Source organism: Cupriavidus gilardii, assembly GCF_013347325.1.
In the GTDB taxonomy this organism is placed as follows: Bacteria; Pseudomonadota; Gammaproteobacteria; order Burkholderiales; family Burkholderiaceae; genus Cupriavidus; species Cupriavidus gilardii.
Map to the genome: position 1 here is coordinate 2467508 of NZ_CP054626.1, position 24353 is coordinate 2491860.

The 24353-nt window shown below is 68.5% G+C and carries 24 protein-coding genes; 9 read left to right on the forward strand and 15 right to left on the reverse strand.

What is annotated here, in order from left to right; translation table 11 throughout:
• From FOB47_RS21240 to FOB47_RS21260, 5 genes are all read right to left on the reverse strand, one after another.
• On the reverse strand, positions 1–909 hold the full coding sequence (locus tag FOB47_RS21240; protein WP_174782052.1) for a phosphoribosylaminoimidazolesuccinocarboxamide synthase: 909 nt from the start codon (positions 907–909) through the stop codon (positions 1–3).
• 164 nt (positions 910–1073) lie between these two features.
• The gene (gene fba, locus FOB47_RS21245; protein ID WP_174782053.1) at positions 1074–2138 is read right to left on the reverse strand and encodes a class II fructose-bisphosphate aldolase; all 1065 of its coding nucleotides are present in this window, start codon (positions 2136–2138) and stop codon (positions 1074–1076) included.
• A gap of 79 nt (positions 2139–2217) precedes the next feature.
• The gene (locus FOB47_RS21250) at positions 2218–2364 is read right to left on the reverse strand and encodes a hypothetical protein (protein ID WP_174782054.1); all 147 of its coding nucleotides are present in this window, start codon (positions 2362–2364) and stop codon (positions 2218–2220) included.
• A gap of 11 nt (positions 2365–2375) precedes the next feature.
• Positions 2376–3812 (reverse strand): pyruvate kinase, encoded by a 1437-nt coding sequence (pyk, locus tag FOB47_RS21255; RefSeq protein ID WP_053822347.1) that lies wholly within the window; start codon positions 3810–3812, stop codon positions 2376–2378.
• An 83-nt stretch (positions 3813–3895) separates the two neighbouring features.
• A complete protein-coding gene (locus FOB47_RS21260; RefSeq protein WP_174782055.1) occupies positions 3896–5092 on the reverse strand; it encodes a phosphoglycerate kinase in 1197 nt (398 codons plus the stop codon).
• Positions 5093–5496: 404 nt separating this feature from the next.
• Here FOB47_RS21260 and FOB47_RS21265 point away from each other — a divergent pair, with 404 nt between their 5' ends.
• Positions 5497–6657 carry a helix-turn-helix transcriptional regulator gene (locus tag FOB47_RS21265; RefSeq protein ID WP_174782056.1) on the forward strand — a complete coding sequence of 387 codons (1161 nt, stop codon included), beginning with the start codon at positions 5497–5499 and terminating at the stop codon, positions 6655–6657.
• A 3-nt stretch (positions 6658–6660) separates the two neighbouring features.
• Here the strand turns inward: FOB47_RS21265 and FOB47_RS21270 are convergent, their stop codons facing one another.
• The 3 genes from FOB47_RS21270 to FOB47_RS21280 form a co-directional block, all read right to left on the reverse strand.
• Positions 6661–6984, reverse strand: coding sequence for an AzlD domain-containing protein (locus tag FOB47_RS21270; protein ID WP_053822350.1), 324 nt, complete (start codon positions 6982–6984; stop codon positions 6661–6663).
• Positions 6981–7874, reverse strand: a complete 894-nt coding sequence (locus tag FOB47_RS21275; RefSeq protein WP_053822351.1) for an AzlC family ABC transporter permease — start codon at positions 7872–7874, stop codon at positions 6981–6983. Before FOB47_RS21275 ends, FOB47_RS21270 begins: the two co-directional genes overlap by 4 nt.
• 137 nt (positions 7875–8011) lie before the next feature.
• Entirely contained in the window at positions 8012–8962 is a 951-nt protein-coding gene (locus FOB47_RS21280; protein ID WP_174782057.1) for an AraC family transcriptional regulator, read from the reverse strand.
• 143 nt (positions 8963–9105) lie between these two features.
• On the opposite strand from FOB47_RS21280, the gene FOB47_RS21285 reads away from it, so the two are divergent.
• Positions 9106–9861 carry an SDR family NAD(P)-dependent oxidoreductase gene (locus FOB47_RS21285; protein WP_053822353.1) on the forward strand — a complete coding sequence of 252 codons (756 nt, stop codon included), beginning with the start codon at positions 9106–9108 and terminating at the stop codon, positions 9859–9861.
• 57 nt (positions 9862–9918) lie between these two features.
• Here the strand turns inward: FOB47_RS21285 and FOB47_RS21290 are convergent, their stop codons facing one another.
• Positions 9919–10938, reverse strand: a complete 1020-nt coding sequence (locus FOB47_RS21290; RefSeq protein ID WP_082371531.1) for a Bug family tripartite tricarboxylate transporter substrate binding protein — start codon at positions 10936–10938, stop codon at positions 9919–9921.
• 302 nt (positions 10939–11240) lie between these two features.
• On the opposite strand from FOB47_RS21290, the gene FOB47_RS21295 reads away from it, so the two are divergent.
• The 6 genes from FOB47_RS21295 to FOB47_RS21320 all read left to right on the forward strand — a co-directional run bounded on the left by FOB47_RS21295 (position 11241) and on the right by FOB47_RS21320 (position 16012).
• A complete protein-coding gene (locus tag FOB47_RS21295; protein ID WP_174782058.1) occupies positions 11241–12161 on the forward strand; it encodes a branched-chain amino acid transaminase in 921 nt (306 codons plus the stop codon).
• Positions 12162–12245: 84 nt separating this feature from the next.
• On the forward strand, positions 12246–12440 hold the full coding sequence (locus FOB47_RS21300) for a zinc-finger domain-containing protein (RefSeq protein ID WP_053822355.1): 195 nt from the start codon (positions 12246–12248) through the stop codon (positions 12438–12440).
• A 127-nt stretch (positions 12441–12567) separates the two neighbouring features.
• Entirely contained in the window at positions 12568–13590 is a 1023-nt protein-coding gene (gene waaF / locus FOB47_RS21305) for a lipopolysaccharide heptosyltransferase II (protein WP_053822356.1), read from the forward strand.
• Between the two features lie 170 nt (positions 13591–13760).
• Positions 13761–14201 (forward strand): YybH family protein, encoded by a 441-nt coding sequence (locus tag FOB47_RS21310; RefSeq protein WP_174782059.1) that lies wholly within the window; start codon positions 13761–13763, stop codon positions 14199–14201.
• A gap of 120 nt (positions 14202–14321) precedes the next feature.
• The gene (locus FOB47_RS21315) at positions 14322–15314 is read left to right on the forward strand and encodes a YheT family hydrolase (protein WP_244959488.1); all 993 of its coding nucleotides are present in this window, start codon (positions 14322–14324) and stop codon (positions 15312–15314) included.
• An 89-nt stretch (positions 15315–15403) separates the two neighbouring features.
• The gene (locus FOB47_RS21320) at positions 15404–16012 is read left to right on the forward strand and encodes a DUF2946 family protein (protein WP_174782061.1); all 609 of its coding nucleotides are present in this window, start codon (positions 15404–15406) and stop codon (positions 16010–16012) included.
• Between the two features lie 42 nt (positions 16013–16054).
• Here FOB47_RS21320 and FOB47_RS21325 read toward each other — a convergent pair whose 3' ends face one another.
• Positions 16055–17710: a beta-barrel assembly-enhancing protease gene (locus FOB47_RS21325; RefSeq protein ID WP_174782062.1), complete on the reverse strand. Its 1656-nt coding sequence runs from the start codon at positions 17708–17710 to the stop codon at positions 16055–16057.
• Positions 17711–18015: 305 nt separating this feature from the next.
• Here FOB47_RS21325 and moaC point away from each other — a divergent pair, with 305 nt between their 5' ends.
• Positions 18016–18492, forward strand: coding sequence for a cyclic pyranopterin monophosphate synthase MoaC (moaC, locus tag FOB47_RS21330; protein WP_174782063.1), 477 nt, complete (start codon positions 18016–18018; stop codon positions 18490–18492).
• Between the two features lie 127 nt (positions 18493–18619).
• Here the strand turns inward: moaC and FOB47_RS21335 are convergent, their stop codons facing one another.
• The 5 genes from FOB47_RS21335 to sucD all read right to left on the reverse strand — a co-directional run bounded on the left by FOB47_RS21335 (position 18620) and on the right by sucD (position 24349).
• A complete protein-coding gene (locus FOB47_RS21335) occupies positions 18620–19579 on the reverse strand; it encodes a hypothetical protein (protein WP_174782064.1) in 960 nt (319 codons plus the stop codon).
• Positions 19580–19738: 159 nt separating this feature from the next.
• Positions 19739–21529 carry a PglL family O-oligosaccharyltransferase gene (locus FOB47_RS21340; RefSeq protein ID WP_174782530.1) on the reverse strand — a complete coding sequence of 597 codons (1791 nt, stop codon included), beginning with the start codon at positions 21527–21529 and terminating at the stop codon, positions 19739–19741.
• A 160-nt stretch (positions 21530–21689) separates the two neighbouring features.
• Positions 21690–22238 carry a pilin gene (locus FOB47_RS26305; protein ID WP_174782065.1) on the reverse strand — a complete coding sequence of 183 codons (549 nt, stop codon included), beginning with the start codon at positions 22236–22238 and terminating at the stop codon, positions 21690–21692.
• 223 nt (positions 22239–22461) lie between these two features.
• Positions 22462–23157: a TerC family protein gene (locus FOB47_RS21350; RefSeq protein WP_174782066.1), complete on the reverse strand. Its 696-nt coding sequence runs from the start codon at positions 23155–23157 to the stop codon at positions 22462–22464.
• 310 nt (positions 23158–23467) lie between these two features.
• Positions 23468–24349 (reverse strand): succinate--CoA ligase subunit alpha, encoded by an 882-nt coding sequence (sucD, locus tag FOB47_RS21355; RefSeq protein WP_006576698.1) that lies wholly within the window; start codon positions 24347–24349, stop codon positions 23468–23470.
• Positions 24350–24353: the final 4 nt, after the last annotated feature.

Sequence of the window (24353 nt, forward strand, 5' to 3'; positions counted from 1 at the left end):
TTATTGCAGTTCCTGCCCGGTCAGCCGGGTCAGCGCCTCGCGGTACTTGGCCGCGGTCTTCTCCACCACGTCGGCCGGCAGGGCCGGCGCCGGCGCGGTCTTGGGCCACGGCTTGCCGTCGATGCGCACCGCCTCGAGCCAGTCGCGCACGAACTGCTTGTCGAACGACGGCGGGTTGGTGCCCACCTGATACGAGTCGGCCGGCCAGAAGCGCGACGAATCGGCGGTCAGCACCTCGTCCATCAGGGTCAGCGTGCCATTCTCGTCCAGGCCGAACTCGAACTTGGTGTCGGCGATGATGATGCCGCGCGTGGCGGCGTAGTCGGCCGCTTCCTTGTACAGGCGGATCGAGATGTCGCGCATCTGCGCGGCCAGTTCCTTGCCGATGCGCGCCTCGACCTCGGCGAAGCTGATGTTCTCGTCGTGCTCGCCCATCTCGGCCTTGGCCGCCGGCGTGAAGATCGGCTCGGGCAGCTTCTGCGCGTTCTGCAGGCCGGCCGGCAGCGCGATGCCGCAGACGCGGCCGGTCGCCTGGTAGTCCTTCCAGCCCGAACCGGCCAGATAGCCGCGCACCACGGCCTCGACCAGGATCGGCTTCAGACGCTTGACCACCACCGCGCGGCCGCGCACCTGCGCCACTTCGTCCGGCTGCACCACGGTCTCGGGTGCGATGCCGGTCTCGTGGTTCGGCACGATATGCGCCAGCTTCTGGAACCAGAAGTTGGCCATCTGGTTCAGCACGCGGCCCTTGCCCGGGATCGGCTCGCCGAGGATCACGTCGAACGCCGACAGGCGATCGGTCGTCACGATCAGCAGCTTGTCGTCGCCGACGGCATAGTTGTCGCGCACCTTGCCATGGCCGAGCAGCGGCAGCGAGCGGATGGAGGACTGATAGAGAGCGTCAGACATAGAAATAGGTCGGCGAGCCGGAGAGAGGGAGAAACAATGAGGGGCTTCGTGCAGTGGCGAAGCCCCATCGGTCGAATCATTGGCCACGCCATGGCGTCGGCCATGGCCCTGCCCCCGGATGCGTGCAACGCGGGAGGCCGGGCCGCGACGGCTTACTGCACCGCTTACTGCACCACCTGGGCCAGCTTGCCCGACTTGTACTGCTCGGCGATCTCCTTCAGCGCGATCGGCTTGATCTTGCCGGCCTGGCCTTCGCAGCCGAACGCGACATAGCGCGCCTTGCACACCTGCTTGGCGGCCTCGCGGGCCGGCTTCAGGTATTCGCGCGGATCGAACTTGCTCGGGTTCTCGACGAAGAAGCGGCGGATCGCGCCGGTCATGGCCAGACGGATATCGGTATCGATATTGATCTTGCGCACGCCGTACTTGATCGCTTCCTGGATTTCCTCGACCGGCACGCCGTAGGTTTCCTTCATGTCGCCGCCGAACTTGCGGATTTCCTCCAGCAGTTCCTGCGGCACCGACGACGAGCCGTGCATCACCAGGTGGGTATTGGGGATGCGGGCGTGGATTTCCTTGATGCGGCTGATCGCCAGGATGTCGCCGGTCGGCTTGCGGGTGAACTTGTACGCGCCGTGCGAGGTGCCGATGGCGATCGCCAGCGCGTCCAGCTGGGTCGCCTTGACGAAGTCGGCGGCCTGCTCGGGGTCGGTCAGCAGCATCGAGTGGTCGAGCTTGCCTTCGGCGCCGATGCCGTCTTCCTCGCCGGCCTCACCGGTTTCGAGCGAGCCCAGGCAGCCCAGTTCGCCCTCGACGGTCACGCCAACCGCGTGGGCCATCTCGACGACCTTGCGGGTCACCTCGATGTTGTAGTCGTATTCGGCCGGGGTCTTGCCGTCTTCGCGCAGCGAACCGTCCATCATCACCGACGAGAAGCCCAGGTCGATCGCACCCTGGCAGATCGCCGGCGACTGGCCGTGGTCCTGGTGCATCACGACCGGGATATGCGGATAGGCTTCGACCGCGGCCTCGATCAGGTGGCGCAGGAAGTGTTCGCCCGCGTATTTGCGCGCGCCGGCGGAAGCCTGCATGATCACCGGCGCATTCACTTCGTCGGCCGCCTGCATGATGGCCTGGACCTGCTCCAGGTTGTTGACGTTGAATGCCGGCAGACCGTAGCCGTTCTCGGCGGCGTGGTCGAGCAACTGGCGCATCGAAACGAGTGGCATGTCAGACTCCTAAGAAAAGAATGGGGTTCTCGGTATCGGGATGTTCTTCAGGCTGCCGGGCTGTCGCTCCGGTCCGCCGCTATCGTGGCAAGTTTCCGTGGACCGCGGCACCGGGCTGTGTTCCCCAGCGCACCGTGCCCGGCGCCATCGTTCGGGTCATCGTCTGCGTCATCGTCTGCGTCATCGTCTGCGTCATCGGCATCGCCTCCGGCTCGATCGCCAGCATGAGGATCCGCATCACAGGCCGACCCGGACGATCTTCAGCGTATTGGTGCCGCCCGGCTGCCCCATCGGCTCGCCGATCGTCAGCACGATGAAATCGCCGCGCTGCACCACGCCCTTGGCGAGCAGCAGCTCCTCGGCCTGTTCCAGCGCGGTATCGCGGTCGCTGCTCGATTCCAGCGGCAGCGCCACCACGTTGCGGTACAGCTGCATCTTGCGCTGCGAGGCCAGGTTCGGCGTCATCGCGTAGATCGGCACATGGATGCGGTGACGGCTCATCCACAACGCGGTCGCACCCGAATCGGTCAGCGCGGCAATGGCCTTCACTTGCAGATGATAGGCGGTGAACAGCGCGCCCATCGCAATCGACTGGTCGATCCGCGTGAAGGTCTGGTTCAGGAAATCGGTGTCGAGCTGGACCACCTCGGACTTCTCGGCCTCGACGCAGACCGCGGCCATCGCCTCGACGGTCTCGACCGGATAGCGGCCGGCGGCGGTCTCGGCCGACAGCATCACCGCGTCGGTGCCGTCGAGCACGGCGTTGGCCACGTCCGACACCTCGGCGCGGGTCGGCACCGGATTGACGATCATGCTTTCCATCATCTGCGTGGCCGTGATGGTCAGCTTGTTGGCCTCGCGCGCGAGCCGGATCATCCGTTTCTGCAGCGCCGGCACCGCGGCGTTGCCCACTTCCACGGCCAGGTCGCCGCGCGCCACCATGATGCCGTCCGAGGCGGCGAGGATTTCCTCGAGCACGCCCGGCCGGATCGCCTCGGCACGCTCGATCTTGGCGATCATCCGCGCCTTGTGGCCGAACTGCTGGCCCGCCACCGCGGCGAGCTGGCGCGCCATCTCCATGTCGGTGGCGTTCTTCGGAAAGCTGACCGCGATATAGTCGGCGCCCAGCGCCATCGCGGTCTTGATGTCTTCCATGTCCTTGGCCGTCAGCGCTGGCGCCGACAGGCCGCCGCCCTGGCGGTTGATGCCCTTGTTGTTGGACAGGTCGCCGCCGACCTTGACGGTGGTGAAGATCTCGTTGCCGATCACACGGTCGACCACCAGCACGATCAGTCCGTCATTGAGCAGCAGCAGATCGCCGGGACCGACATCGCGCGGCAGGTCGCGGTAATCGAGGCCGGCGCGCTCCTGGTTGCCGAGCTGGCAGTTGGCGTCGAGCACGAACGGGTCGCCGGCCTTCAGTGTGACCTTGCCGTGCTCGAACTTGCCGACGCGGATCTTCGGCCCCTGCAGGTCGGCCATGATCGCCACCTCGCGGCCGCAGGCCTGGGCCGCCTCGCGCACCAGGCGCGCGCGCTCGAGGTGGTCCTCGGCGGTGCCGTGCGAGAAATTGAGCCGCACCACGTCGACCCCGGCCGCAATCATGCGGGTCAGCATCTCGAGCGTGCTGGAAGCGGGGCCGATGGTGGCGACGATCTTGGTCGAACGGGTCATCTGGTTTCCTTGTCCTTGGGGTGTCGCGGCCGTCCGCCGGCGCTCGCCGCTGCGGCGGCCGGCAGACGACGGGGCCTGTGGGGTCAGCCCGCGGCGCGCTGCTCCAGGACTTCGAAGGCCGGCAGCTTCTTGCCTTCGAGGAATTCGAGGAAGGCGCCGCCGCCGGTCGAGATATAGCCGACGCGGTCGGCGATGCCGTACTTGGCGATCGCGGCCAGCGTGTCGCCGCCGCCGGCGATCGAGAAGGCCTTCGATTCGGCGATCGCCTCGGCCAGCACCTTGGTGCCGTTGCCGAACTGGTCGAATTCGAACACGCCGACCGGACCGTTCCAGACGATGGTGCCGGCCGCCTTCAGCTGCGCGGCCAGCATCGCCGCGGTGCGCGGACCGATGTCGAGGATCATGTCGTCGTCGGCCACGTCCTTGACGTCCTTGACCGTGGCCGCGGCGCTGGCGCTGAACTCCTTGGCGCAGACCACGTCGACCGGGATCGGCACCGAGGCGCCGCGCGCGGCCATGATGTCGATGATGGCCCTGGCTTCGGCGGCCAGATCCGGCTCGGCCAGCGACTTGCCGATCTTCAGTCCGGCGGCCAGCATGAAGGTGTTGGCGATGCCGCCGCCGACCACCAGGTTGTCGACCTTGTCGGCCAGCGACTTCAGGATGGTCAGCTTGGTCGAGACCTTCGAGCCTGCGACGATCGCCACCAGCGGCCGGGCCGGCTGGCCCAGCGCCTTGCCCAGCGCGTCGATCTCGGCGGCCAGCAGCGGGCCGGCGCAGGCGATCGGCGCGTATTTGGCGATGCCATGGGTGGTGGCCTCCGCGCGATGCGCGGTGCCGAAGGCGTCGTTGACGTAGATGTCGCAGAGCCTGGCCATCTTCTGCGCCAGCTCGTCGCTGTTCTTCTTCTCGCCCTTGTTGACGCGGCAGTTCTCGAGCAGCACCGCCTGGCCGGGCGCGACCTCGACCCCGTCGACCCAGTTCTGCACCAGCTTGACGTCCTTGCCCAGCAGTTCCGACAGGCGCTTGCCGATCGGCGCCAGCGAATCGGCCGGCTTGAACTCGCCCTCGGTCGGGCGGCCCAGGTGGGAGGTCACCATCACGGCGGCGCCGGCGTCCAGGCAGGCCTGGATCGCGGGCACGGAGGCGCGGATGCGGGTGTCCTCGGTGATATTGCCGGCGTCGTCCTGCGGCACGTTGAGGTCGGCGCGGATGAACACACGCTTGCCGGACAGTTTGCCTTGGGAAATCAGGTCGGATAGACGCAGGACAGAGGTCATGGCTCTTGCGGGAAAGATCGGAAAAACCGGCATTTTACCTGAAGGGGGACCCCCTTTTGCGCAATTGCAACGGGGTTGCGACGCCCGGCGCACAAAGGCAGGTGAAACCCTCATCACATCCTGCTGACGACCCCGCGGCAAAGCCGTACCATAGCTGCTCGGCCACCGCAGACGCCCCCGGCGCGCTGCCCTCGAGAAGCCGTCCAATCCAATCAAGAAGAAACAAGACGTTGGAAAGCCGACCGGGTCATCACAAGAGCCCGGCAGCGATTGACTTTGTCGTCGGAACCAGGGGAAGTCGATGAACCAAGGGAAAGTCCATGGCGCCAACCATGGGCGGCGCCAGCCTTGCATGTGCCGCCCGCCGCCTGCCGCTCCATCGGGTCGATCATGCGGAGGCGGCAATGAACGATAGCGACATCCACGACACCATCCGCGGGCTCTACGAGGGCATCGTCGATCCGCAGGCGTGGCAGCGCAGCCTGCAGAACCTGCGCCGTGCCAGCGGCAGCACCCAGATGGGCATGGTCGTGCTGGACAAGCGCAGCAACCGCATGTCGGTGGCCGAGCTGGCCAATCCGGTCGAAGGACTGGCCGAGGCCTACCAGCAGACCTTTCAGGCGCTCGACCCGGGGCGCCCGTTTACGCCGCGGATGCCGCTCGGCGGCTGGTACATCGACGCGCGCGAGCTCGGTGTCGGCACCCTCTCGCGGCACCCTTTCTACGGCGACTTCCTGCATCGCTACGGCATGGGCTCGGTGATGGCTTGCCTGGTCGATCGCCAGCCCTATTACGAGGTCTTTTTCTCGCTGCAGCGGCCACTGGACGGCCCGCTGTTCGCGCCCGAGGACGCGCGCGCGCTGGACTGGGCAATTCCTCACATCCGGCAGGCGATGGCGCTGCGCGAACGCACCAGCACGCTGACCGCGCTGCAGCGGCTGTCGATGCAGTTGCTGGACGAGCTCGCATTCGGCGTGATCGTCTTCACCGCGGACGCGCGCGTGCTGCTGCACAACGGCGAGGGCGAGGCCTGGGTGCGCCGGCTGGTGCCAAACCCCGCCGCTCCGCGCACGGGTACGGGCACAGGCGGGGGCGACGAATGGACGCTGTCGCGTCCGTTTGCCGCGATGGTGCGCGCCGCGTGCGATGCCAACGCACCGGTGCCGGCCCAGGCGGCGATCGCGCAATCGCGCCAGGGCGCTCGCGCGCAGGTCGTCGTGCTGCCGCTGCCGCCGTCGCACGCGCTCGGCCAGGCCGGGCAGCAGCCGGCCGCGCTGGTCGCGATCCACGACGCCCGCAGCAGTTCGCCGCTGCTGCCGCAGGTGCTGCGCGACCTTTACGGACTGACGCCGGCCGAGATGCGGCTGGCGACGCTGCTGACCACCGGCATCGGGCTGCCCGAGGCCTGCGAGCAGTTGCAGATCGGCCGCGAAACCAGCCGGACCCAGCTGAAGTCGGTGTTCATCAAGACCGGCACCAACAGCCAGGCCCAGCTGTCGCACCTGCTGACCCAGCTAAGCGCCACGCTGAAGGCGCCGGCGGCCGCAGCGGACCGCGTGTCCTGACGGTCAGGCCAGCAGCCGCAACGCGGTGTAGACCGCCATGCCGACCGCGATCATGCCGAGCATCTTGCGGGTGGCCAGATAGAACGCCGCGGCGGCGACGCCGGCGATCAGCTTGTAGTTTTCCAGGCCGACGGTGAAATGGCCCTGCCAGGTCATCAGGTCCGGCAGGATGATGGCCGCCAGCGCGGCGGCGGGCGCGTAGCGCAGCGCCCGCTGCAGCCGGTCCGGCAGGCTGACGTGCTCGCCCGCCATCAGGAACAGCGCGCGCGTGACGATGGTCACCACCGCCATGCCGATCAGCGCGATCCAGATCTGCCCATGGCTCATGCCCGGTCCTCCGCCGACGAAGCGGCATGGCTGGCCTGACTGCCAGCGTTGTTGTCGACGTGGCGCGTGCCGGCGGCCTTGATCCGTCGCCGCTTGCGTTCGATGCCGCGCAGCGTGGCCCGGGCCGCCATCTGGTCGCTGGCCATGCCGGCCGCGATCGCCCCGGCTACCGCCACCACCAGCCCGAGCCGGTATGGCAGCTCGAAGAAGAACAGCGCCAGCACCGCGGACACCGCGACCGCCATCAGCGTCGAGCGCGAATTGATCGTCGACACCATCACCGGAATCAGCGCCAGCGTGCCGGCCAGCGCCAGCCCCCAGCTGTCGGGGAACAGGCTCGCCAGCAGGATGCCCGCCAGCGACGACACCTGCCACATCACGAAGTTGACCAGCGCCATGCCCCAGAAATAGCCTTCCTTGCCCGGCTCGTAGCCCGGCGTCTGGTAGCGCTGCATGAAGAAGACGAAATGCAGGTCGCCGTTGAACGACCCCAGCACCGTCCGCCGCCACAGCGGCAGATAGCTGAAATGCGGCTGCAGCGCGGCGCTGAAGATCACGAAGCGCAGATTGACCACGGCCGCGGTCAGCCAGATCGTCCACAGCGGCATGCCGGCGGCGAACAGCGGCAGCACCGCCAGCTGGGCCGAGCCGGCATAGACCAGCAGGCTCATGCCGATCGCCTCGGGCACCGTCATCACCGACTTGCTCATCGCGACGCCGGTCACCAGCCCCCACGAGAACGTGGCCGGCAGCGAGGGCGCGAAACGCCGGGCGCCGGCCAGGAAGCCGGTGCGCTCGGCGGGTGGGAAGCGGGTCCACAAATGATGCAGGACGCCTTGCGTGGCACGATGCCAAAGGCGCAACCAGGCCGGGGGCCGAGGGGAAGTCATGGAGCGGATGCGGTGAGGATCCGGCCGATCGCGCGACGGCGATCCACGCGCCGCGCCGGCATCGCCGGACACCCCGCCGCGAGCGCGGCGGGTAAGGCGCCATTATAGTGCCTGGCGACCATTGGGTAAGTGGCCGCTTAAATCCCGGCAACGCCGCCAGCGCTGTGTTCGGCCGACGGTTCGACTGACGGTCCGGCGACGGCCGCCGGCAGCGCCGCGCGCATCGCCTCCGCATCCCGCGCCGGTGGCGCGCCAAACAGCCGCCGGTATTCCCGCGTGAACTGCGGCACGCTCTCGTAACCGACGGCAAAGGCCGCGCTGCTGGCCGTCAGGCCGTCGGCCAGCATCAGCCGGCGTGCTTCGATCAGCCGCAGCTGCTTCTGGAACTGCAACGGCGACAGCGACGTGACAGTGCGGAAGTGTTGGTAGAACGACGACGGGCTCATGCCGGCGGCCGCGGCCAGCCGCTCCATCGGCAATGGCTTCGTGAAGTCCTCGCGCAGCACCGCCACGGCGCGTGCCACACGGCGCGCATTGCCTTCGGGCCATCCCAGTTCGCGGATCGCCGCACCATGCCGGCCGGCCAGCAGCCAGTAATGCAGCTCACGAACGCGCTGCGCGTGCAGCACCGGAACCGCTTCCGGCCGCTCGACCAGCCGCATCAGCCGCAGCGCGGCGTCGGCGACCTCCGCATCGGTCGGCTGGTAGCGCACCGCCAGGCCGTCCGCCGGCGGCAGCGTCTGCATCTGGATTGCGAGCTCCGCGATCACGGCCGGCTCGAGGTCCAGCACCAGCGACAGATAGGGCGCTTCGCGGCTGGCCCGGGTGACCTGGCTGACGGTCGGCACGTCGGCGGTAATCAGCAGCGAATCGCCCGCCTCGAAGGTGAAGGTCTGCGTGCCGATGGTGACCTGCTTGCTGCCCTGAAGCACCAGACAGACCAGCGGCCGCGCGATCGCATGGACCAGGCCGCTGGGCGAGGTCGCCCGGATCGTGGTCAGGCCCGGCACCGGCGTCTGGGCCAGGCCGTCGGGATCGGCATAGGCGTCCGTGTAGCGGCGGACGGCATCGAGCAGCTCGGCGTTCATGCCCGCAGCATAGCGTTGCTGTGCCGCGATGGCGAACCGGCTCGGAGATTCAGGCAAGAAAGCGGGAGGAATTGACAAAGACTATCGAGCCGCGAACTCCAATAATTCGAAGCACCACCAACCGAACCACAGGAGTTCTCGCCATGACCAGCATTGCCCTCGTGACAGGCGCCAGCCGCGGGCTGGGCCGAGCCACCGCCCTCAGCATCGCCCGCAGCGGCGGGGACGTCATCGTGACCTACCAACGCCGTGCCGACGAGGCGAACGCCGTCGTCGCCGAAATCGAGGCCATGGGCCGCAAGGCCCGCGCGCTGCAGCTCGACACCGGCGACGCCGGCAGCTTCGCCGCGTTCGCGCAAGCGCTGCGCGTGGCGCTGCGCGAGACCTGGCAGCGCGACACCTTCGATCATCTGGTCAACAACGCCGGCCACGGCGACCACGCGCTGATCGCCGACACCACGGAAACGCAGTTCGACGCGCTGGTCAATGTGCACTTCAAGGGCGTCTTTTTCCTGACGCAGACGCTGCTGCCGCTGATCGGCGACGGCGGACGCATCGTCAACCTGTCCAGCGGGCTGACGCGGGTCTCGTTCCCCGGCTACGCGGCGTACGCGGCGGTCAAGGGCGCGGTGGAAGTGCTGACGCGGTATATGGCGAAGGAATTGGGCGCGCGCGGCATCGCGGTCAATACCGTGGCCCCGGGCGCGATCGAAACGGACTTCGGCGGCGGCGCCGTCCGCGACAATCCGGAGATCAACAAGCTGTTCGCGGAAATGACGGCCCTTGGCCGGGCCGGCGTGCCGGACGATATCGGCCCGATGATCGCAAGCCTGCTGTCGGAGAGCCACCGCTGGGTCAACGCCCAGCGGATCGAGGTGTCGGGCGGTCAGGGAATCTGAGGCGGCCGCCCCGGATAATGGCCTGGGCCTGCTGGCGGCGGTGCCGCCCGGCCGGTCTCAATCGATCGACGCGCCCACCGTCTTGACGACGTTCGCCCACTTCTGGCGGTCGGCCTTGACCGTGGCGCGGAACTGATCGACGGTTTCGACGCGCGGCGTGTTGCCCGCGTCGACCAGCTTCTGGCGCACCGCCGGGTTTTCCAGCGCGACGCGCACGGCCTCGTTGACCTTGCGGGCGATCTGCGGGTCCAGGCCCTTGGGACCGAAGAAGCCGAACCAGATCGTGCTGTTGTAGCTGGGCACGCCGCTCTCGGCGATGGTCGGCACATCGGGGATCACGGGCACGCGCTTGGCGGTGGTCACGCCGAGCAGCCTGACCTTGCCGGCGCGGTATTGCGGCAGCACGCTCTGCACCTGGTTGAAGATGCAGCAGACCTCGCCCTTGAGCACGGCCTGCAGCGCGTCGGGGCCGCCCTTGTACGGCACGTGGACCATGTCCAGGCCGGCGCGCGCGTTGAACTCCGCGAAGGCCAGGTGGGTGCCGGTGCCGTTGCCGGTGGACGCGTAGTTGTACTTGCCCGGGTTGGCCTTGACCTTCTCGATGAATTCCTTGACGGACTTGACGTCGAGCACCGCCGGATTGACGGTCAGCACGTTGGAGACCTCGACCAGCGGGGCGATCGGCGTGAAGTCGGCCTCGGCGTCGAACGGCAGGTTCTTGTACAACGCCGGGTTGATGCCATGGGTCGCGGCGGTGCCCAGCAGCAGCGTGTAGCCGTCCGGCCTGGCGTGGGCGACCACTTCCGAGGCGACGTTGCCGCCGGCGCCCGGCCGGTAGTCGTACAGGATCGTGGTCTTCAGCGACTTCTGCAGCGAGTCCTGCAGCGTGCGGCCGACCATGTCGACGCCCGAGCCGGCGGTGAAGCCCATCAGGATCGTGATCGGCTTGTTGTCGGGCCAGTTGCCCGGGCCCTGGGCGTGCGCGGACGGTGCCAACGACAGGCAGGCGAGGCTGCCCAGGCTGGCCAGGGTGGCGGCAAGACGGGTCACGAGGCGGCGGGTCGAAGTGCGGGTCATGGCGGCGGAAAGTCGAAAAAACCAGAACGGGAAGGTGCGGTCCCTGGCGGGCATGTGCGGCGGGGCCCGGATTCCAAAGCAAGTACGATACCAACGAATCGCCACTTTCCAAACGATTGAGTTCGCTTGAGCGTATGCCGTGACGATATAAGCGGGGCCCGACCGCTGGCCGCCCCCCACCATCGTTGGCCTGGCGCCCGCTTCCCCGCCGCTTCCTTGCCCCCGCGCCGCGTTGGCACGGGGTGTGCCGGGGCTTACAATGTCGCCTTTGCACCTTTTTGACGTTTTTGCGGGAGACGAGCATGTCGATGGCCGATCGTGACGGAAAGATCTGGATGGATGGCAAGTTGATCGATTGGCGCGACGCCAGGATCCACGTGCTGACCCATACCCTGCACTACGGCATGGGCGTATTCGAGGGCGTGCGCGCCTACAAGACGCCGGCCGGCACCGCGATCTTCCGCCTCAAGGAGCACACTCGCCGGCTGTTCAACTCCGCCAAGATCTTCCAGATGGACATCCCGTTCGACCAGGCGACCCTGGAGGCGGCGCAGCGCGAGGTGGTCAAGGCCAACCAGCTCGAGTCCTGCTATATCCGCCCGCTGGTCTGGATCGGCTCGGAAAAGCTCGGCGTCTCCGCGCGCGGCAACACCATTCACGTGGCCATCGCCGCCTGGCCCTGGGGCGCCTATCTGGGCGAGGAAGGCATGGAGCGCGGCATCCGCGTCAAGACCTCGTCCTTCACCCGCCATCACGTCAACGTGTCGCTGGTGCGCGCCAAGGCCAGCGGCTACTACATCAACTCGATCCTGGCCAACCAGGAGGCGACGAGCCTGGGCTACGACGAGGCGCTGCTGCTCGACACCGACGGCTATGTCAGCGAAGGCTCCGGCGAGAACGTCTTCATCGTCCGCAACGGCGTGATCTACACTCCCGACCTCGCCTCCTGCCTGGACGGCATCACCCGCGACGCGACGCTGACGATCGCGCGCGACCTGGGCATCGAAGTGCGCGAGAAGCGCATCACCCGCGACGAGGTGTACTGCGCCGACGAGGCCTTCTTCACCGGCACCGCGGCCGAAGTCACGCCGATCCGCGAGCTCGACGACCGCGTCATCGGCGAAGGCCGCCGCGGGCCGATCACCAAGCAGATCCAGGATGCATTCTTCGCCGCCGTCGGCGGTACCAACGAGAAATACCAGCACTGGCTGACCCTGGTCTGAAGCCGGCGGCCCGGCTGCCTTCGCCGCCGGGCCTTCGCAGCACGAGCCAGAACCCTCCTCTGACAAGACTGACCCCGCAACACCATGACGCAAACCGCAAACGTCGTCGAAATCGGCGCCGAAGACCTTCCGCTGCACTGCCCCACGCCCAATACGCCGACCTGGAACTACCATCCGCGCGTATTCCTCGATGTGGCGGACACCGGCCAGGCCAAGTGCCCGTACTGCGGCACCGTCTACCAGCTCAAGCCGGGCACCGTGATCAAGGGCCACCACTGATCGTCCGCTCGTCCGTTCCCGGCGGCGGCCACGCTGATGCGGCCGCCGCCGGCGCCGAACGCCCCGTTTCGCTCTCGCCGCTCTGCCGCCCCGCCAACCCGTGGGGCGGCTTGGCGGCGCCTTGCTTATGAACAAAGCCCTCGTCATCGCGCCCAACTGGATCGGCGACGCCCTGATGGCGCAGCCGCTGTTCGCGCTGCTCAAGCAACGCCATCCGCGTCTGGCCATCGATGCGCTCGCGCCGAAATGGGTCGCGCCCGTCCTCGCGCGCATGCCCGAGATCGGGCGCGTGTTTCCCAGCGACCTGGCGCACGGCAAGCTGCAGCTGTCGGCGCGGCTGATGTTCGCGCAGCAGTTGAAGAACGAAGGCTACGACGTCGCCTACGTGCTGCCCAACTCGCTGAAGTCCGCGCTGATCCCGTGGCTGGCCGGCATTCCGCTGCGCGTGGGCTATCGCGGCGAGGCGCGCTTCGGCCTGCTGAACATCCGGCATGCCAATCCGCCGAAGGACAAGCGTCCGCCGATGGTCGAGCACTACGCGCGGCTGGCGCTCAAGCCCGGCGCGCGACTGCCCGAGGCGCTGCCCGAGCCGCGGCTGCGGGTCGATCCGGCGCGCGTGGTCAAGACCGCCGAGCGTTTCGACATCGCGCCGCAAACCCGGCTGATCGCGTTCTGCCCCGGCGCCGAATACGGTCCGGCCAAGCGCTGGCCGGCCGCGCATTTCGCCGAGCTGGCGCAGATGCTGCGCCGTTCGTACCCGTACGCGCAGATCGTGACGCTGGGCTCGGCCAAGGACAGCGAGATCGCCGCCGAGATCTGCGCCGCGGCGCCGTTTGTGCGCAATCTGTGCGGCCAGACCTCGCTGGACGATGCGGTCGACCTGCTGGCGCTGTCGGAGGCGGCGGTCTGCAACGACTCCGGCCTGATGCACGTGACGGCGGCCCTGAACCGCCCCCAGGTCGCGGTATTCGGCTCCAGCGATCCGCGCCATACGCCCCCGCTGTCACAGGCAGCGAGTATCATGTGGCTCCAGCTCGAGTGCAGCCCCTGTTTCCAGCGCGAATGTCCGCTCGGCCATCTGCGCTGCCTCAGGGAAATCGAGCCGGAAATGGTGTTCGTGGAGTTGCGCAAGCTGCTGCACCGGCCCTGATTCCGTAGCGAACGCCGCGCGCCGACGCCGCGCCACAGGCGCGACCGGCGCGCCGCCGATTGACCGATTGACCCGCGATGGCCGTCCCGCACAGATCGACCGACACGGCGACTGGGACGGCTTCGATTCATGGCCCGGCCTGCCGGCGGGGCCCACCGACCGATCCCGCCATGCCTCGCTTCGCCCGCCTGTTCGATTCCGCCGAAGACATCCTGGAAGCCTTTCGCGAGGCATTGAAGCTGCGCGATGCCGATGGCGCGCTGAAGCTGTGGCTGGACGAGGATTCGATCACCTGCGTGATGCCCGACGGCCAGCGGCTGATCGGCCACGATCATCTGCGCCAGGCCTTCCTGCAGCTGCTGGACCGCCAGCCGGTGCTGATCGACGTGCTCGAGAGCAGCAGCCATTCGACGCTGGGCGTCTCGATCTTCGACGTCACCGAGGCGCTGCGCTTCGCCACCGATCGCGTCGAGGCCGACCTGTACGTGCACACCACCTACGTGCTGCTGCAGAACCACGAGGGCTGGCGCCTCGCCCATATCCATTGCAGCCCGGCCAACGCCGCGCAGGTCACGATCTCGACCGCGACCGCCAAGCAGGCCCTGCACTGAACCGACCCGGGAAGCGCCCGGCATCGGACCGCGCTCGCCGACATGTCCCGCCCCGCCGACCTGATCCCGCATCCGCCCTCGCTGCTGGCCGACCCGCACGGTTTCGACGCCCACGCGCGCATGCCATGGTGGCTGCGCGGCGGCCATAGCCAGACCATCATCCCGGCCCGGCTGACGCGCCGGCCGCGCGTGAGCTTCCGCCGCGAACGCTGGGACACGCCCGACGGCGACTTCATCGACCTGGACTGGAGCACGCATCCGGTCGCGCCCGGCGCCCCGCTGCTGGTGCTGTTCCATGGGCTGGAGGGCAACTCGAGCAGCCACTACGCGCAGGCGATGATGGCGGCGCTGCGCGAGCGGGGCTGGCAGGGCGTGATCCCGCATTTCCGCGGCTGCTCCGGCGAGCTGAACCTGGCGCCGCGCTTCTACCATTCCGGCGACTACGAAGAGATCGACTGGGTGCTGCGGCGGCTCGCGCAGCGGCATGCGGGCGGCGGCCGGCGGCTGTACGTGCTCGGCATCTCGCTCGGCGGCAATGCGCTGCTGCGCTATCTGGGCGAGGCGCAGTCCAGCGCCGGCTTCCTGGCCGGGGCCGCCTCGGTGTCCGCGCCGCTCGACCTGGCGGGCGGCGGTGCGGCGCTGGCGCGCGGCTTCAACCGCGTCTATACGCAGATGTTCCTGCAGACGCTCAAGCGCAAGTCGCTGGACAAGCTGGCCCAGTATCCCGGCCTGTTCGACCGCGCCGCGCTGCTCGCCAGCCGCGACCTCTATGCCTTCGACAACGTGGTCACGGCCCCGCTGCACGGCTTTCGCGATACCGACGACTACTGGGCGCGCGCCGCCAGCAAGCCGGTGCTGCGCCATATCGCGGTGCCCACGCTGGTGCTGAACGCGCGCAACGATCCCTTCCTGCCGGCGCGCTATCTGCCCGGCCCTGGGGACGTCAGCGGACAGGTCTTGCTGGACCAGCCCGAGCATGGCGGACATGTGGGATTTCTGGCGCCGCCGCGCGACTGGCGGCGCCATCTGCCGCTGTCGTCGCTGCTGCCGGGCGGCGGCCATGTCGACTGGCTGCCGGCGCGGGTGCTGCGATTCTTCGATAGCCTGGGCTGACAGGTTCTACGCTGGAATCGGCATCCCCGGGGATGTACCGCGCGTCCCGCGAGATGCGGTGCGCGCAAGCCGTTCAACAGGAGACGAGCATGGACGAGATCGTCAAGCAGGCGATGGCCCGCTGGCCCAATGTCCCCTACTGCTATGGCTGGCTCGCGCTGGACCGGCGCGGCCAATGGCGGATCCGCAACGAATACGCGCAGCAGCATGGCCTGTCCGGCGATCCGCTGCGGCATCCGGCGCTGGCCGGCTTCATCGAACGCAACTACCTGCGCGACGAGCAAGGCGCGTGGTTCTTTCAGAACGGGCCGCAGCGCGTGTTCGTCGAACTGGCCTACGCGCCGTGGGTGGTGCGCCTGCACGAGGGCCAGTTCCATACCACGTCGCAACGGGCCTTCACGCCCCGCTGCTGCCATGCCGACGAGCACGGCAATGTGGTGCTGGCCGGCGAGATCGACGGGGAAGCCGGTGTGCACGCGGCGCTGCTGCACGACCACGATCTCGACGCGTTCAGCGGCAGTTGCGACTGGCACGGCGAGGCCTGCGGCACGGACCTTGGCGTGTTTCATTTCGGTGGCCGCGATCTGCCGATCGAGCCGATCGGCGAGGCCGAGGTGCCGCGGCGCTTCGGCTTCGTGCGGCAGCCGCGGCCGGCGCCGCAGCAGGATCAGCAGCAGCAGCAGCAGCCGGCCAGCTGACGGCGCTCGCCGGCGCGTGCCCGGACGGACAGCCGCGGCGGCTCAGTTCGGGATGCCCTTGTTGTCCTGACGCTCTTCCCGATACTGGCGCTCGAGCTGGTGCAGCCGCGCATCGACCTCGGACAGCGTATAGAAGTCGCCATCGCCGGCCTTGCGCGCGATCTGCAGCTGTTCGATCGCGGCCTGATAGGCGCCGTCGCGCGCGTATTTCTCGGCCAGCGCCTGATGCTGCTGCACGCGCTTGCCCTGCGCCGCGTAGGCGCGCGCCAGCAGTTCCCACCACTCGGCGCGCGCGCTTTCCTCGCGGGTGCGCGAACGCAGGAAGGTCACCAGCTCGTCGGCACGGCCGGCGCCCAGCAGCGTCTCCGCATACGACAGCGCGACCGCGTGCGACAGCGGGAAGGTCTTCATCGAGGCCAGCGCCTGGCGGACCGCGTCCGGCACGCGGCCCTGCGCGCGCGCCAGTTCGATCGCCATCACGTCCAGCATCGGGCTGCCAGATGACGCGCCCGGGATATTGCCGTACAGCCGGCGCGCCTCGGCCAGCGCCTGCTCGGCCTGCACCAGCCGGCCCAGCCGCTGCTCGGCGAAGGCGATGCCGTAGTGAATTGCCGGCAGCCGCATCGGCGACGCGCTGGACAGCTGCGCCTGGAGCCCGGCGCGCGCGTTCTGGATGTCGGTGGGATTCGCTTCCTGCAGGATGCGCGCGCGCACCCGCGCGAACTCGTACTCGGGCGTGCTGCCGACCTTGCGCACCGGAAGATGGCTGGCGCGGTCCTGCATGTCGGCGATCCGCTCGGAGGTCAGCGGGTGGGTACGCACATAGGACGGCACCGAGCTCTCCGAGATGCCGGTGACGCGCTGCAGACGGCGGAAGAAGTCCGGCATGCCCTGCGGATCGAAGCCCGCGGCCGACAGGATCTGGAAGCCGACCCGGTCGGCCTCGCGCTCGGCGCCCCGCGAGAACGACAGCTGGTTGGCCAACGCCGCGCCCTGCCCGCCCATCGCCAGCGCCGCGGCGGCGTCGGGGCTGCGGGTCGCCGCCAGCCCGGCCAGCACCATCGAGGCCAGTGCGATCCACATCGACTGATCCTGGCTGGTGATGCCGCGCGCGATATGGCGCTGCGTAACGTGGCCGATCTCGTGGCCGAGCACCGACGCCAGTTCCGACTCGGTCTCCGACTGCACCAGCAGGCCGGTATGCACGCCGATATAGCCGCCGGGCAGCGCAAACGCGTTGATGGTCCGGTCGCGCACGGCGAACAGCTCGAAGCCCGTCGCGAAGGTGCCGCCGCCGGTGGTGCCGGCCAGATTCTGGCGGCGCGCGGCCTGGATCAGCTTGTAGCCGAGCGCGTTCAGATAGTCGGCCAGCAACGCGTCGGTGACGTACTGCGGATCGCGGCGGATATCGCGCATGATGCGGTCGCCCAGCCGCTTCTCCATGTCCGGCGACAGCGCCGCGGTCGAAGGATCGCCCATGTCCGGCAACTGGATGCCGTTGCTCTCGACCACCGGATTGCCGCTGCGCAGGCCGAAGTCGGACCGCTGTCCCGCCTTCACGCTGCGGTTCAGGTTGTCGTAGACCTGATCGCTGGCGTCGCCGCCCAAACCCGGCAGCGTCGGCGCGATCGACGGCACCGCCTTGCCTGCCGGCGACGAAGCGGACTGGGGCCAGGCGGGCGTGGCAAGCGCCAGCATCAGCAGCGCGGCCAGCGGGCGACGCAGCGCGGCATGGCGGGGCTCGACACGAGGCGATGCGGGCGCCTGGAGCCGGCGACCGGCAGCGCGAACATCGGCGCGAACATCGGCGCAAGCATCGGCGGGCGGAGCTGGCCGGGCGACGGGGCGGAAAATCAGCATGTTGCTATGATAGCGGCCTGGCGCGACCGTTCCGCGCCGGCCGGCGCGCCTGCCGCGCTGTCCAGCCCTTCCAGATTTCCCTCGGTTTCCCTCGTTTCCTTCGGTCCTCTCTCGCTTCAACCCCGAACCATGCGACGCCAACCATGAGCAAGCTCACTCACTTCGATACCGCCGGCCAGGCACACATGGTGGATGTCGGCGGCAAGGACGCCACCCACCGCGTGGCGATCGCCACCGGCACCATCGCGATGGCGCCGCAGACCTTCACGCTGGTGCGCGACGGCACCGCGAAAAAGGGCGACGTGCTCGGCATCGCCCGCATCGCCGGCATCATGGCCACCAAGCGCACCGCCGACCTGATTCCGCTGTGCCATCCGCTGGCGCTGACCAAGGTCGCGCTCGACTTCGCGCTCGACGAGGCCGCCAGCACCGTGCGCTGCACCGTGCGCGCCGAGACGCGCGGACAGACCGGCGTCGAAATGGAAGCGCTGACCGGCGTGCAGGTCGCGCTGCTGACGATCTATGACATGTGCAAGGCCGCCGACCGCGGCATGGTGATGGGCGACATCCGCCTGCTGGAGAAGCATGGCGGCAAGTCGGGGGATTGGGTGGCGCAGTGAAGAGCCGGTGAGGCGCGGCAAGAACCCGTAAGGGCGTCAGGAGGCGTCAGGAGGCGTCAGGACGGTACGGGTCGGCGCGCGGCATCGCGCGCAGTCGTGCCCCGGGCATGCGCGCCGCGCCGCGGCGCTAGTGGTGCAGGCCGGAAGCGGCGACGTTGCGGCCGCCGGCCGGCAGATTGGCCGCGGCCAGCAGCGCGTCGGCGAGCAGGTCCTGCCCTTCCGGACTCAGGTGGATCTCGTCGAGATAGGCCACGTCGCGCGCCCGGCGCTCGGCGTCGCGCATGCTGACGATCGGCACCTCGTATTCCTCGCACAGCCGCGAGAAGGCCTCCAGGCCGGCGGGCAGGCCCGCGCCGTCCAGTTCGTCGCGCTCGTAGTGCTGCACCAGCCGGACCTGCAGGCCGGCGCGTTTGGCCATCACGATCAGTTCGGCCAGGTCGCGCAGCGAGGCGGCGCGGTCGGCGTCCGTCGATTCGCGCGGCGGTCCCGACGATTGGTCCAGTCCCAGATAGGCGGGCAGATAGCGGGTGGCGCCCTCCACCAGCGCCGACAGCGGCGGCTGCGACGGGTGGGTGTCCTGCCGCAGCGGCGCAAAGGTCGGCACATCGCCATAGTCGGCGCCGTTGACGACGATGATCGCGGTATCGGCGTCGAGAAACCCGAAGCGCCGCGCATAGGCCAGCCAGTTGCCCGGCCCCCAACTGAACGCGGCGACGTTGCCGACGGTCGCGACCTTGCCGTCCTGCCCCAGCCGCGCGCGCAGTTGCTCGGTGGCCAAGCGGCCCTGGTCGACCTGCGCGCCGCCGTTGACGACCGAATCGCCGAACACCAGCACGCGCCGCTCGCCGGGAGCGCGCTTTTTCGGCTCGAAATCTTCGGAGCGCATGCCGAAGCGGTTGACCACATAGCGATGGCCGAAGCGCTTCACCCGCTGGTTGGGCTTGAGCAGATACTCGATGTCCGGATCGGCCTGGTACAGCGGCGGATCGCCCAGCCCAAGGCCGGCGCGCGCCAGCACCTCGGTGGTGATGATGGCGATCAGCCCGAGGACAGCCGCCGTCAGGATCCTGCGCTTGCCAGTCCGCATTCGTCTCTCCCGTGTGACACAGGCACCGGGCGAGTCTATGGGCCGGAACTGGCGTGACAAATCGTGCCGAGGGATGAAATGCCGCAGGGCCGCGCTTCCATGGAAACGACAGCCTCCATCGCTTGCCGCAGCGCGTCATTCCCCCTTCCGGCTACCGCCCTACCGCGGTATCGGTCCGGCGGCACGGCGTTGCCGGACCCACTCGCAGAATGGCTGGGGACGGCGGGCGGCGTCGACGCCGTCGCAATAGCCGGCGACCCGCGCGAACTGCTCGGCCTCGTCGCCCCGGTAGTAGTAACGCAACCGCTCCAGCCATTGGCGGCCCCGTTCCGGCTCGCCGTTCAGCGCCAGCAGCCAGGCGCCGCGCGCGATCATTGTCGGCGTCGGCAACAGGTGGATCGCCGCAATATGGGCCGGCAGCCAGGCATCGGCGCCGTCGGCGGTCAGCGGCGCCAGCTCGGCCCGGTGGGCCTCGGCGTGCTGGCCGAACCACAGGCTCGGCGCCGGCAAGGTGTCGACCCGCGTCGAACTGGCGTACTCGCGCGCCTCGACGCGGCGGTAGTCCTGCCACATGGTCGCAAGCACCAGGGCGGCGGCCAAGCCGACCGCCGCGGTGGCTGCCGTTGCCAGCGCGCGCGGCATCCGGCCCACCGTCAGCGCGGCCGGCTCGAGCCATCCCAGCAGGAAACAGAAAGGCAGCAAGAAATACAGGTAGTGCAGCGGGTACTCGAGCATCGAATGCGCGCACAGCATCGCCAGCCAGGTCAGCGCCGCCGCGGTGCGGGCGCGTTCGGCCGTATCCGCCCGCCACAGCCGCGCGCGCACCACGCGCCACAGCCACGCGGCGAGGAACAGCGCGACGCCGGCGGTGCCGACGATGCCGGTCTTGGCCAGCAGATCCAGCACGGCGTTGTGCGCGTGCAGCGACATCTCGACGACGATGCCGAGCCGCGCCAGCTGTTCGAACTGTGCCCAGCCGAATTCGCCCCAGCCGACCCCGAACCACGGATGCGCGACGAACATCGCCCACGCGTGCGACCACAGCGCGCCGCGTGCGGAGATCTGGTCGCCGGCCTGCAGTTGCGCCATGGTGTCGAACAGCGACCAGCCGAACGCCTGCCCCGCCGCCTTGATTGACGGCTGCAGCAGCATCAGCATCGCGACCAGCGCCGCGGCGGCGCACACCAGCCCGGCCGGGGCGCGCAGGCTCCCGCGGCCGGACGTCGACGCCGGCCTTTGGTCCTGCGCGGAACGCGCCAGCCAGGCTGCGACCAGCGCATAGCAGGCGGCCAGCCCCACATGGAGCACGCCGGTGCGCGAGCCGGACAGCACGACGCCGCTCTCGATCAGCGCCACCGCAACGAGCCAGGGCAGCGCGCGCAGCTTGCCGCGCGAGGCCAGCCAGACCGACGCGGCCAGCGCCAGCCCATGCACGGTTGCCTGGTGGTTGGGCTGATTCAGGTTGCCCCACAGCCGGCGATTGGTGTCGTAGAAATAGTCGGACACCAGCCCGAAGCTGTCACCCTCGAGACGGAACAATTGCACCCACTGGGCCAGCGTGCCGAACAGCCCCGCCGCCAGCCAGGCCGTGGCGAACGCGGTCAGCACCGCGTCGGCGTCGAGCGCGCGGCGATAGCGATGGCCGGCCCAGATGGCGCCGGTGGCGAGCAGCAAGGCGGCCAACGTCAGGCCGCGGCTGCCGGTCACGTCCGGCTGGCCCGCCAGCGTCGCGCCGGCGCCCAGCGCGATCAGCCACAGGCAGAATGCGGTCACCAGCGGGACGCCACTGGGCCCGACAGCTGTGGCGTCGGCCGTGGCCGGCGCCGTGGGACGCAACGTGGCGGACCACAGCAACAGCACGACGAAAGCCAGCGCGGACGCCCACTCGCCGTAGAAGGTCGCCAGCGGCAACGTGTGTCTTGACACTAGCGGCGGCAACGCGACGGCCATCGCCATCAGCGGGCACGCGCACTCCAGCGCAATGTTCCTGCGCAAATTCACATTCGATTCCCGACGAAGGCGACGTGCCCATGGGCGCGTCGCCAGGATGATCGTTGCGCAGCCGGGCCTGGTTGGCGCCGTCCACGATGACACCCGCGCCGCTACCCGACTACGCCCTCGCCTGCGATGTATCGGCCGGCGACTGGCTGTTCCTGAGGACATACTGCCTGGCGACCGCGTTCTCGATCGTGGTGGCGATCTCCCAACTGACCGAAGTCGCGTTGACCGATGGCCGCAGCGTGATGTCCCTGCCGTCGACCCCGGCGCCCAGTCCGCTGGCGGCGAGCGTCAGCGTGATCACGCCGGGGCCGCTGACGAAGGCCTGCGCAATCTCGCGGTTCGGTGCAAACGGCGGGATCGCCGCGGCGGGATTGTCGCCATTGCAATCGTCCAGCACGCCGCCCGCTTCCTGCGCGCACAGGCTGACCGCCATCTTCAGCGGCGCGGCCGCCGTCAGCACGCTCGACAGCCTGGCCCGAATTGTATCGTCCCGATATTGCGGCACCGCGATCGCGGCGAGGATGCCGATGATGGCGACCACCACCATCAGTTCGATCAACGTGAAGGCCCGCGGCACACGATGCACGCGATGCACGCGATGCGCGCCATGCGTGCGATGGGCGTGGCAGCCCTGCGGCGAGCGAGCGGCGACTGGCATGGAGCGGCTCCCGAACGGTACGAAGGCCGACAGTATCGAGCCGGCCGACCGCGCTGCGCTGGACGTTCACAAAATTTGGCATCGTGGCGTTGGCCCGAACGCTGGCGCGCACGGATCGCTTCCGGCAAGTGCGCCGATGAAAAAAGCCCGGCAACGCCAAGGCGTGCCGGGCTCGTTTCGCATGGCCGCGTCCCCCCGCGGGGCAACGCGGCCGCGCGCGACCTCAGGCGGTCCGCGCGCCGCGCTTCTGCATCAGCTTGCCGATCACGACCACCAGGATCGCGCCAACCGCGCCGAACACCAGGTGGGCATGCGGCACATGGACTTCGAACCAGGCGGCGTCGACCGGATCGCTGACCAGCATCTCGCCGGCCAGATAGCCGAGCAGTGCGGCACCGGCGACGATGATCACCGGGAAGCGTTCCATCACCTTCAGCAGCAGCGTGCTGCCGAACACGATCAGCGGAATCGACAGACCAAGGCCGACCACCAGCAGCAGCAGCTGGCTGCCGTCGGGCCCCTTCTGGGCCGCGGCGGCGACTGCCACCACGTTGTCCAGCGACATCACCAGGTCCGCGATCAGGATGGTGCGGATCGCGGCCCAGATATTGTCCTTGGCGTCATGGCCTTCCTCGTCGTCATCGCCGGTCAGCAACTGCACGCCGATATAGACCAGCAGGATCGCGCCGACGATCTTCAGGTACGGCAGGCTCAGCAGCTTGACCGCGGCGACGGTCAGCACCACGCGCATGATGATCGCGGCGGCGCTGCCCCAGAAGATCGCGCGCTTCTGCTGCGCCGGCGGCAGGTTGCGCGAGGCCAGCGCGATCACGACGGCGTTGTCGCCGGACAGCACGATATTGGTCAGGATGATGGATCCCAGTGCGATCCAGAACGTGGTGGACGACAGCAATTCCACTGCGTGGCTCCTCGAAGTCGATATTGGAATTGGAATGAAGACGGGGTGTCAGGGACGTCTGCGCGGGGGGTCTGCGCACGGCGCGACTGCGGCGTTTCGGATGTCTGACGCCCAAGACATGGAGATGTACCGCAGCAACCTTTCGTTTTGATTTCAATAAACCGGCAAATACATCAGAAAATGATCTATTGGCTGCTCCAGTGGTGCCAAAACGACAATGCCCTCGCAGAGAGCGAGGGCATTGTCTTTGGGGCACCGCCGTCGCATGCGGCGCCCCCGATCGGACCGGCGGGACCGGTCCCGATCCGTATTACAGGATCGACTTGAGCAGACGGCCCATTTCCGACGGGTTCTTGGTGACCTTGATACCGCAGGACTCCATGATCTCCAGCTTGGCCTGCGCCGTGTCGGCACCGCCCGAGATCAGCGCGCCGGCGTGGCCCATGCGCTTGCCCGGAGGCGCCGTGACGCCGGCGATGAAGCCGACCACCGGCTTCTTCATGTTGTCCTTGATCCAGTAGGCCGCGTTGGCCTCGTCCGGACCGCCGATCTCGCCGATCATCACGACGGCATCCGTATCCGGATCGTCGTTGAACATCTTCATCACGTCGATGTGCTTCAGACCGTTGATCGGGTCACCACCGATGCCGACGGCCGACGACTGGCCCAGGCCCAGTGCGGTCAGCTGGCCCACGGCTTCATAGGTCAGCGTGCCCGAGCGCGACACCACGCCGATGCGGCCCTTCTTGTGGATGTGGCCCGGCATGATGCCGATCTTGATTTCGTCCGGCGTGATCAGGCCCGGGCAGTTCGGTCCGAGCAGCAGCGTCTTCTTGTTTTCGCGGCGCATGCGGTCCTTGACTTCCATCATGTCGCGCACGGGGATGCCTTCGGTGATGCAGACCACCAGGTCCAGGTCGGCGTCGACGGCTTCCCAGATCGCGGCGGCGGCGCCTGCGGGCGGAACGTAGATCACCGACACGGTCGCGCCGGTCTGCTGCTTGGCTTCCTTGACGCTGGCGTAGATCGGAATGCCCTCGAAGTCCTCGCCGGCCTTCTTCGGGTTCACGCCGGCAACGAACGCGTTCTTGCCGTTGGCGTAGTCGCGGCAGCCACGGGTGTGGAACTGGCCGGTCTTGCCGGTAATACCTTGGGTGATGACCTTGGTGTCTTTGTTGATCAGAATCGACATGCTG

What these genes read in the sequence shown, in the direction of transcription:
- FOB47_RS21240 (WP_174782052.1), bottom strand. Translation starts at nt 909, where the DNA reads ATGTCTGACGCTCTCTATCAGTCCTCCATCCGCTCGCTGCCGCTGCTC.
- fba (WP_174782053.1), bottom strand. Translation starts at nt 2,138, where the DNA reads ATGCCACTCGTTTCGATGCGCCAGTTGCTCGACCACGCCGCCGAGAAC.
- FOB47_RS21250 (WP_174782054.1), bottom strand. Translation starts at nt 2,364, where the DNA reads ATGCTGGCGATCGAGCCGGAGGCGATGCCGATGACGCAGACGATGACG.
- pyk (WP_053822347.1), bottom strand. Translation starts at nt 3,812, where the DNA reads ATGACCCGTTCGACCAAGATCGTCGCCACCATCGGCCCCGCTTCCAGC.
- FOB47_RS21260 (WP_174782055.1), bottom strand. Translation starts at nt 5,092, where the DNA reads ATGACCTCTGTCCTGCGTCTATCCGACCTGATTTCCCAAGGCAAACTG.
- FOB47_RS21265 (WP_174782056.1), top strand. Translation starts at nt 5,497, where the DNA reads ATGAACGATAGCGACATCCACGACACCATCCGCGGGCTCTACGAGGGC.
- FOB47_RS21270 (WP_053822350.1), bottom strand. Translation starts at nt 6,984, where the DNA reads ATGAGCCATGGGCAGATCTGGATCGCGCTGATCGGCATGGCGGTGGTG.
- FOB47_RS21275 (WP_053822351.1), bottom strand. Translation starts at nt 7,874, where the DNA reads ATGACTTCCCCTCGGCCCCCGGCCTGGTTGCGCCTTTGGCATCGTGCC.
- FOB47_RS21280 (WP_174782057.1), bottom strand. Translation starts at nt 8,962, where the DNA reads ATGAACGCCGAGCTGCTCGATGCCGTCCGCCGCTACACGGACGCCTAT.
- FOB47_RS21285 (WP_053822353.1), top strand. Translation starts at nt 9,106, where the DNA reads ATGACCAGCATTGCCCTCGTGACAGGCGCCAGCCGCGGGCTGGGCCGA.
- FOB47_RS21290 (WP_082371531.1), bottom strand. Translation starts at nt 10,938, where the DNA reads ATGACCCGCACTTCGACCCGCCGCCTCGTGACCCGTCTTGCCGCCACC.
- FOB47_RS21295 (WP_174782058.1), top strand. Translation starts at nt 11,241, where the DNA reads ATGTCGATGGCCGATCGTGACGGAAAGATCTGGATGGATGGCAAGTTG.
- FOB47_RS21300 (WP_053822355.1), top strand. Translation starts at nt 12,246, where the DNA reads ATGACGCAAACCGCAAACGTCGTCGAAATCGGCGCCGAAGACCTTCCG.
- waaF (WP_053822356.1), top strand. Translation starts at nt 12,568, where the DNA reads ATGAACAAAGCCCTCGTCATCGCGCCCAACTGGATCGGCGACGCCCTG.
- FOB47_RS21310 (WP_174782059.1), top strand. Translation starts at nt 13,761, where the DNA reads ATGCCTCGCTTCGCCCGCCTGTTCGATTCCGCCGAAGACATCCTGGAA.
- FOB47_RS21315 (WP_244959488.1), top strand. Translation starts at nt 14,322, where the DNA reads ATGCCATGGTGGCTGCGCGGCGGCCATAGCCAGACCATCATCCCGGCC.
- FOB47_RS21320 (WP_174782061.1), top strand. Translation starts at nt 15,404, where the DNA reads ATGGACGAGATCGTCAAGCAGGCGATGGCCCGCTGGCCCAATGTCCCC.
- FOB47_RS21325 (WP_174782062.1), bottom strand. Translation starts at nt 17,710, where the DNA reads ATGCTGGCGCTTGCCACGCCCGCCTGGCCCCAGTCCGCTTCGTCGCCG.
- moaC (WP_174782063.1), top strand. Translation starts at nt 18,016, where the DNA reads ATGAGCAAGCTCACTCACTTCGATACCGCCGGCCAGGCACACATGGTG.
- FOB47_RS21335 (WP_174782064.1), bottom strand. Translation starts at nt 19,579, where the DNA reads ATGCGGACTGGCAAGCGCAGGATCCTGACGGCGGCTGTCCTCGGGCTG.
- FOB47_RS21340 (WP_174782530.1), bottom strand. Translation starts at nt 21,529, where the DNA reads ATGGCCGTCGCGTTGCCGCCGCTAGTGTCAAGACACACGTTGCCGCTG.
- FOB47_RS26305 (WP_174782065.1), bottom strand. Translation starts at nt 22,238, where the DNA reads ATGCCAGTCGCCGCTCGCTCGCCGCAGGGCTGCCACGCCCATCGCACG.
- sucD (WP_006576698.1), bottom strand. Translation starts at nt 24,349, where the DNA reads ATGTCGATTCTGATCAACAAAGACACCAAGGTCATCACCCAAGGTATT.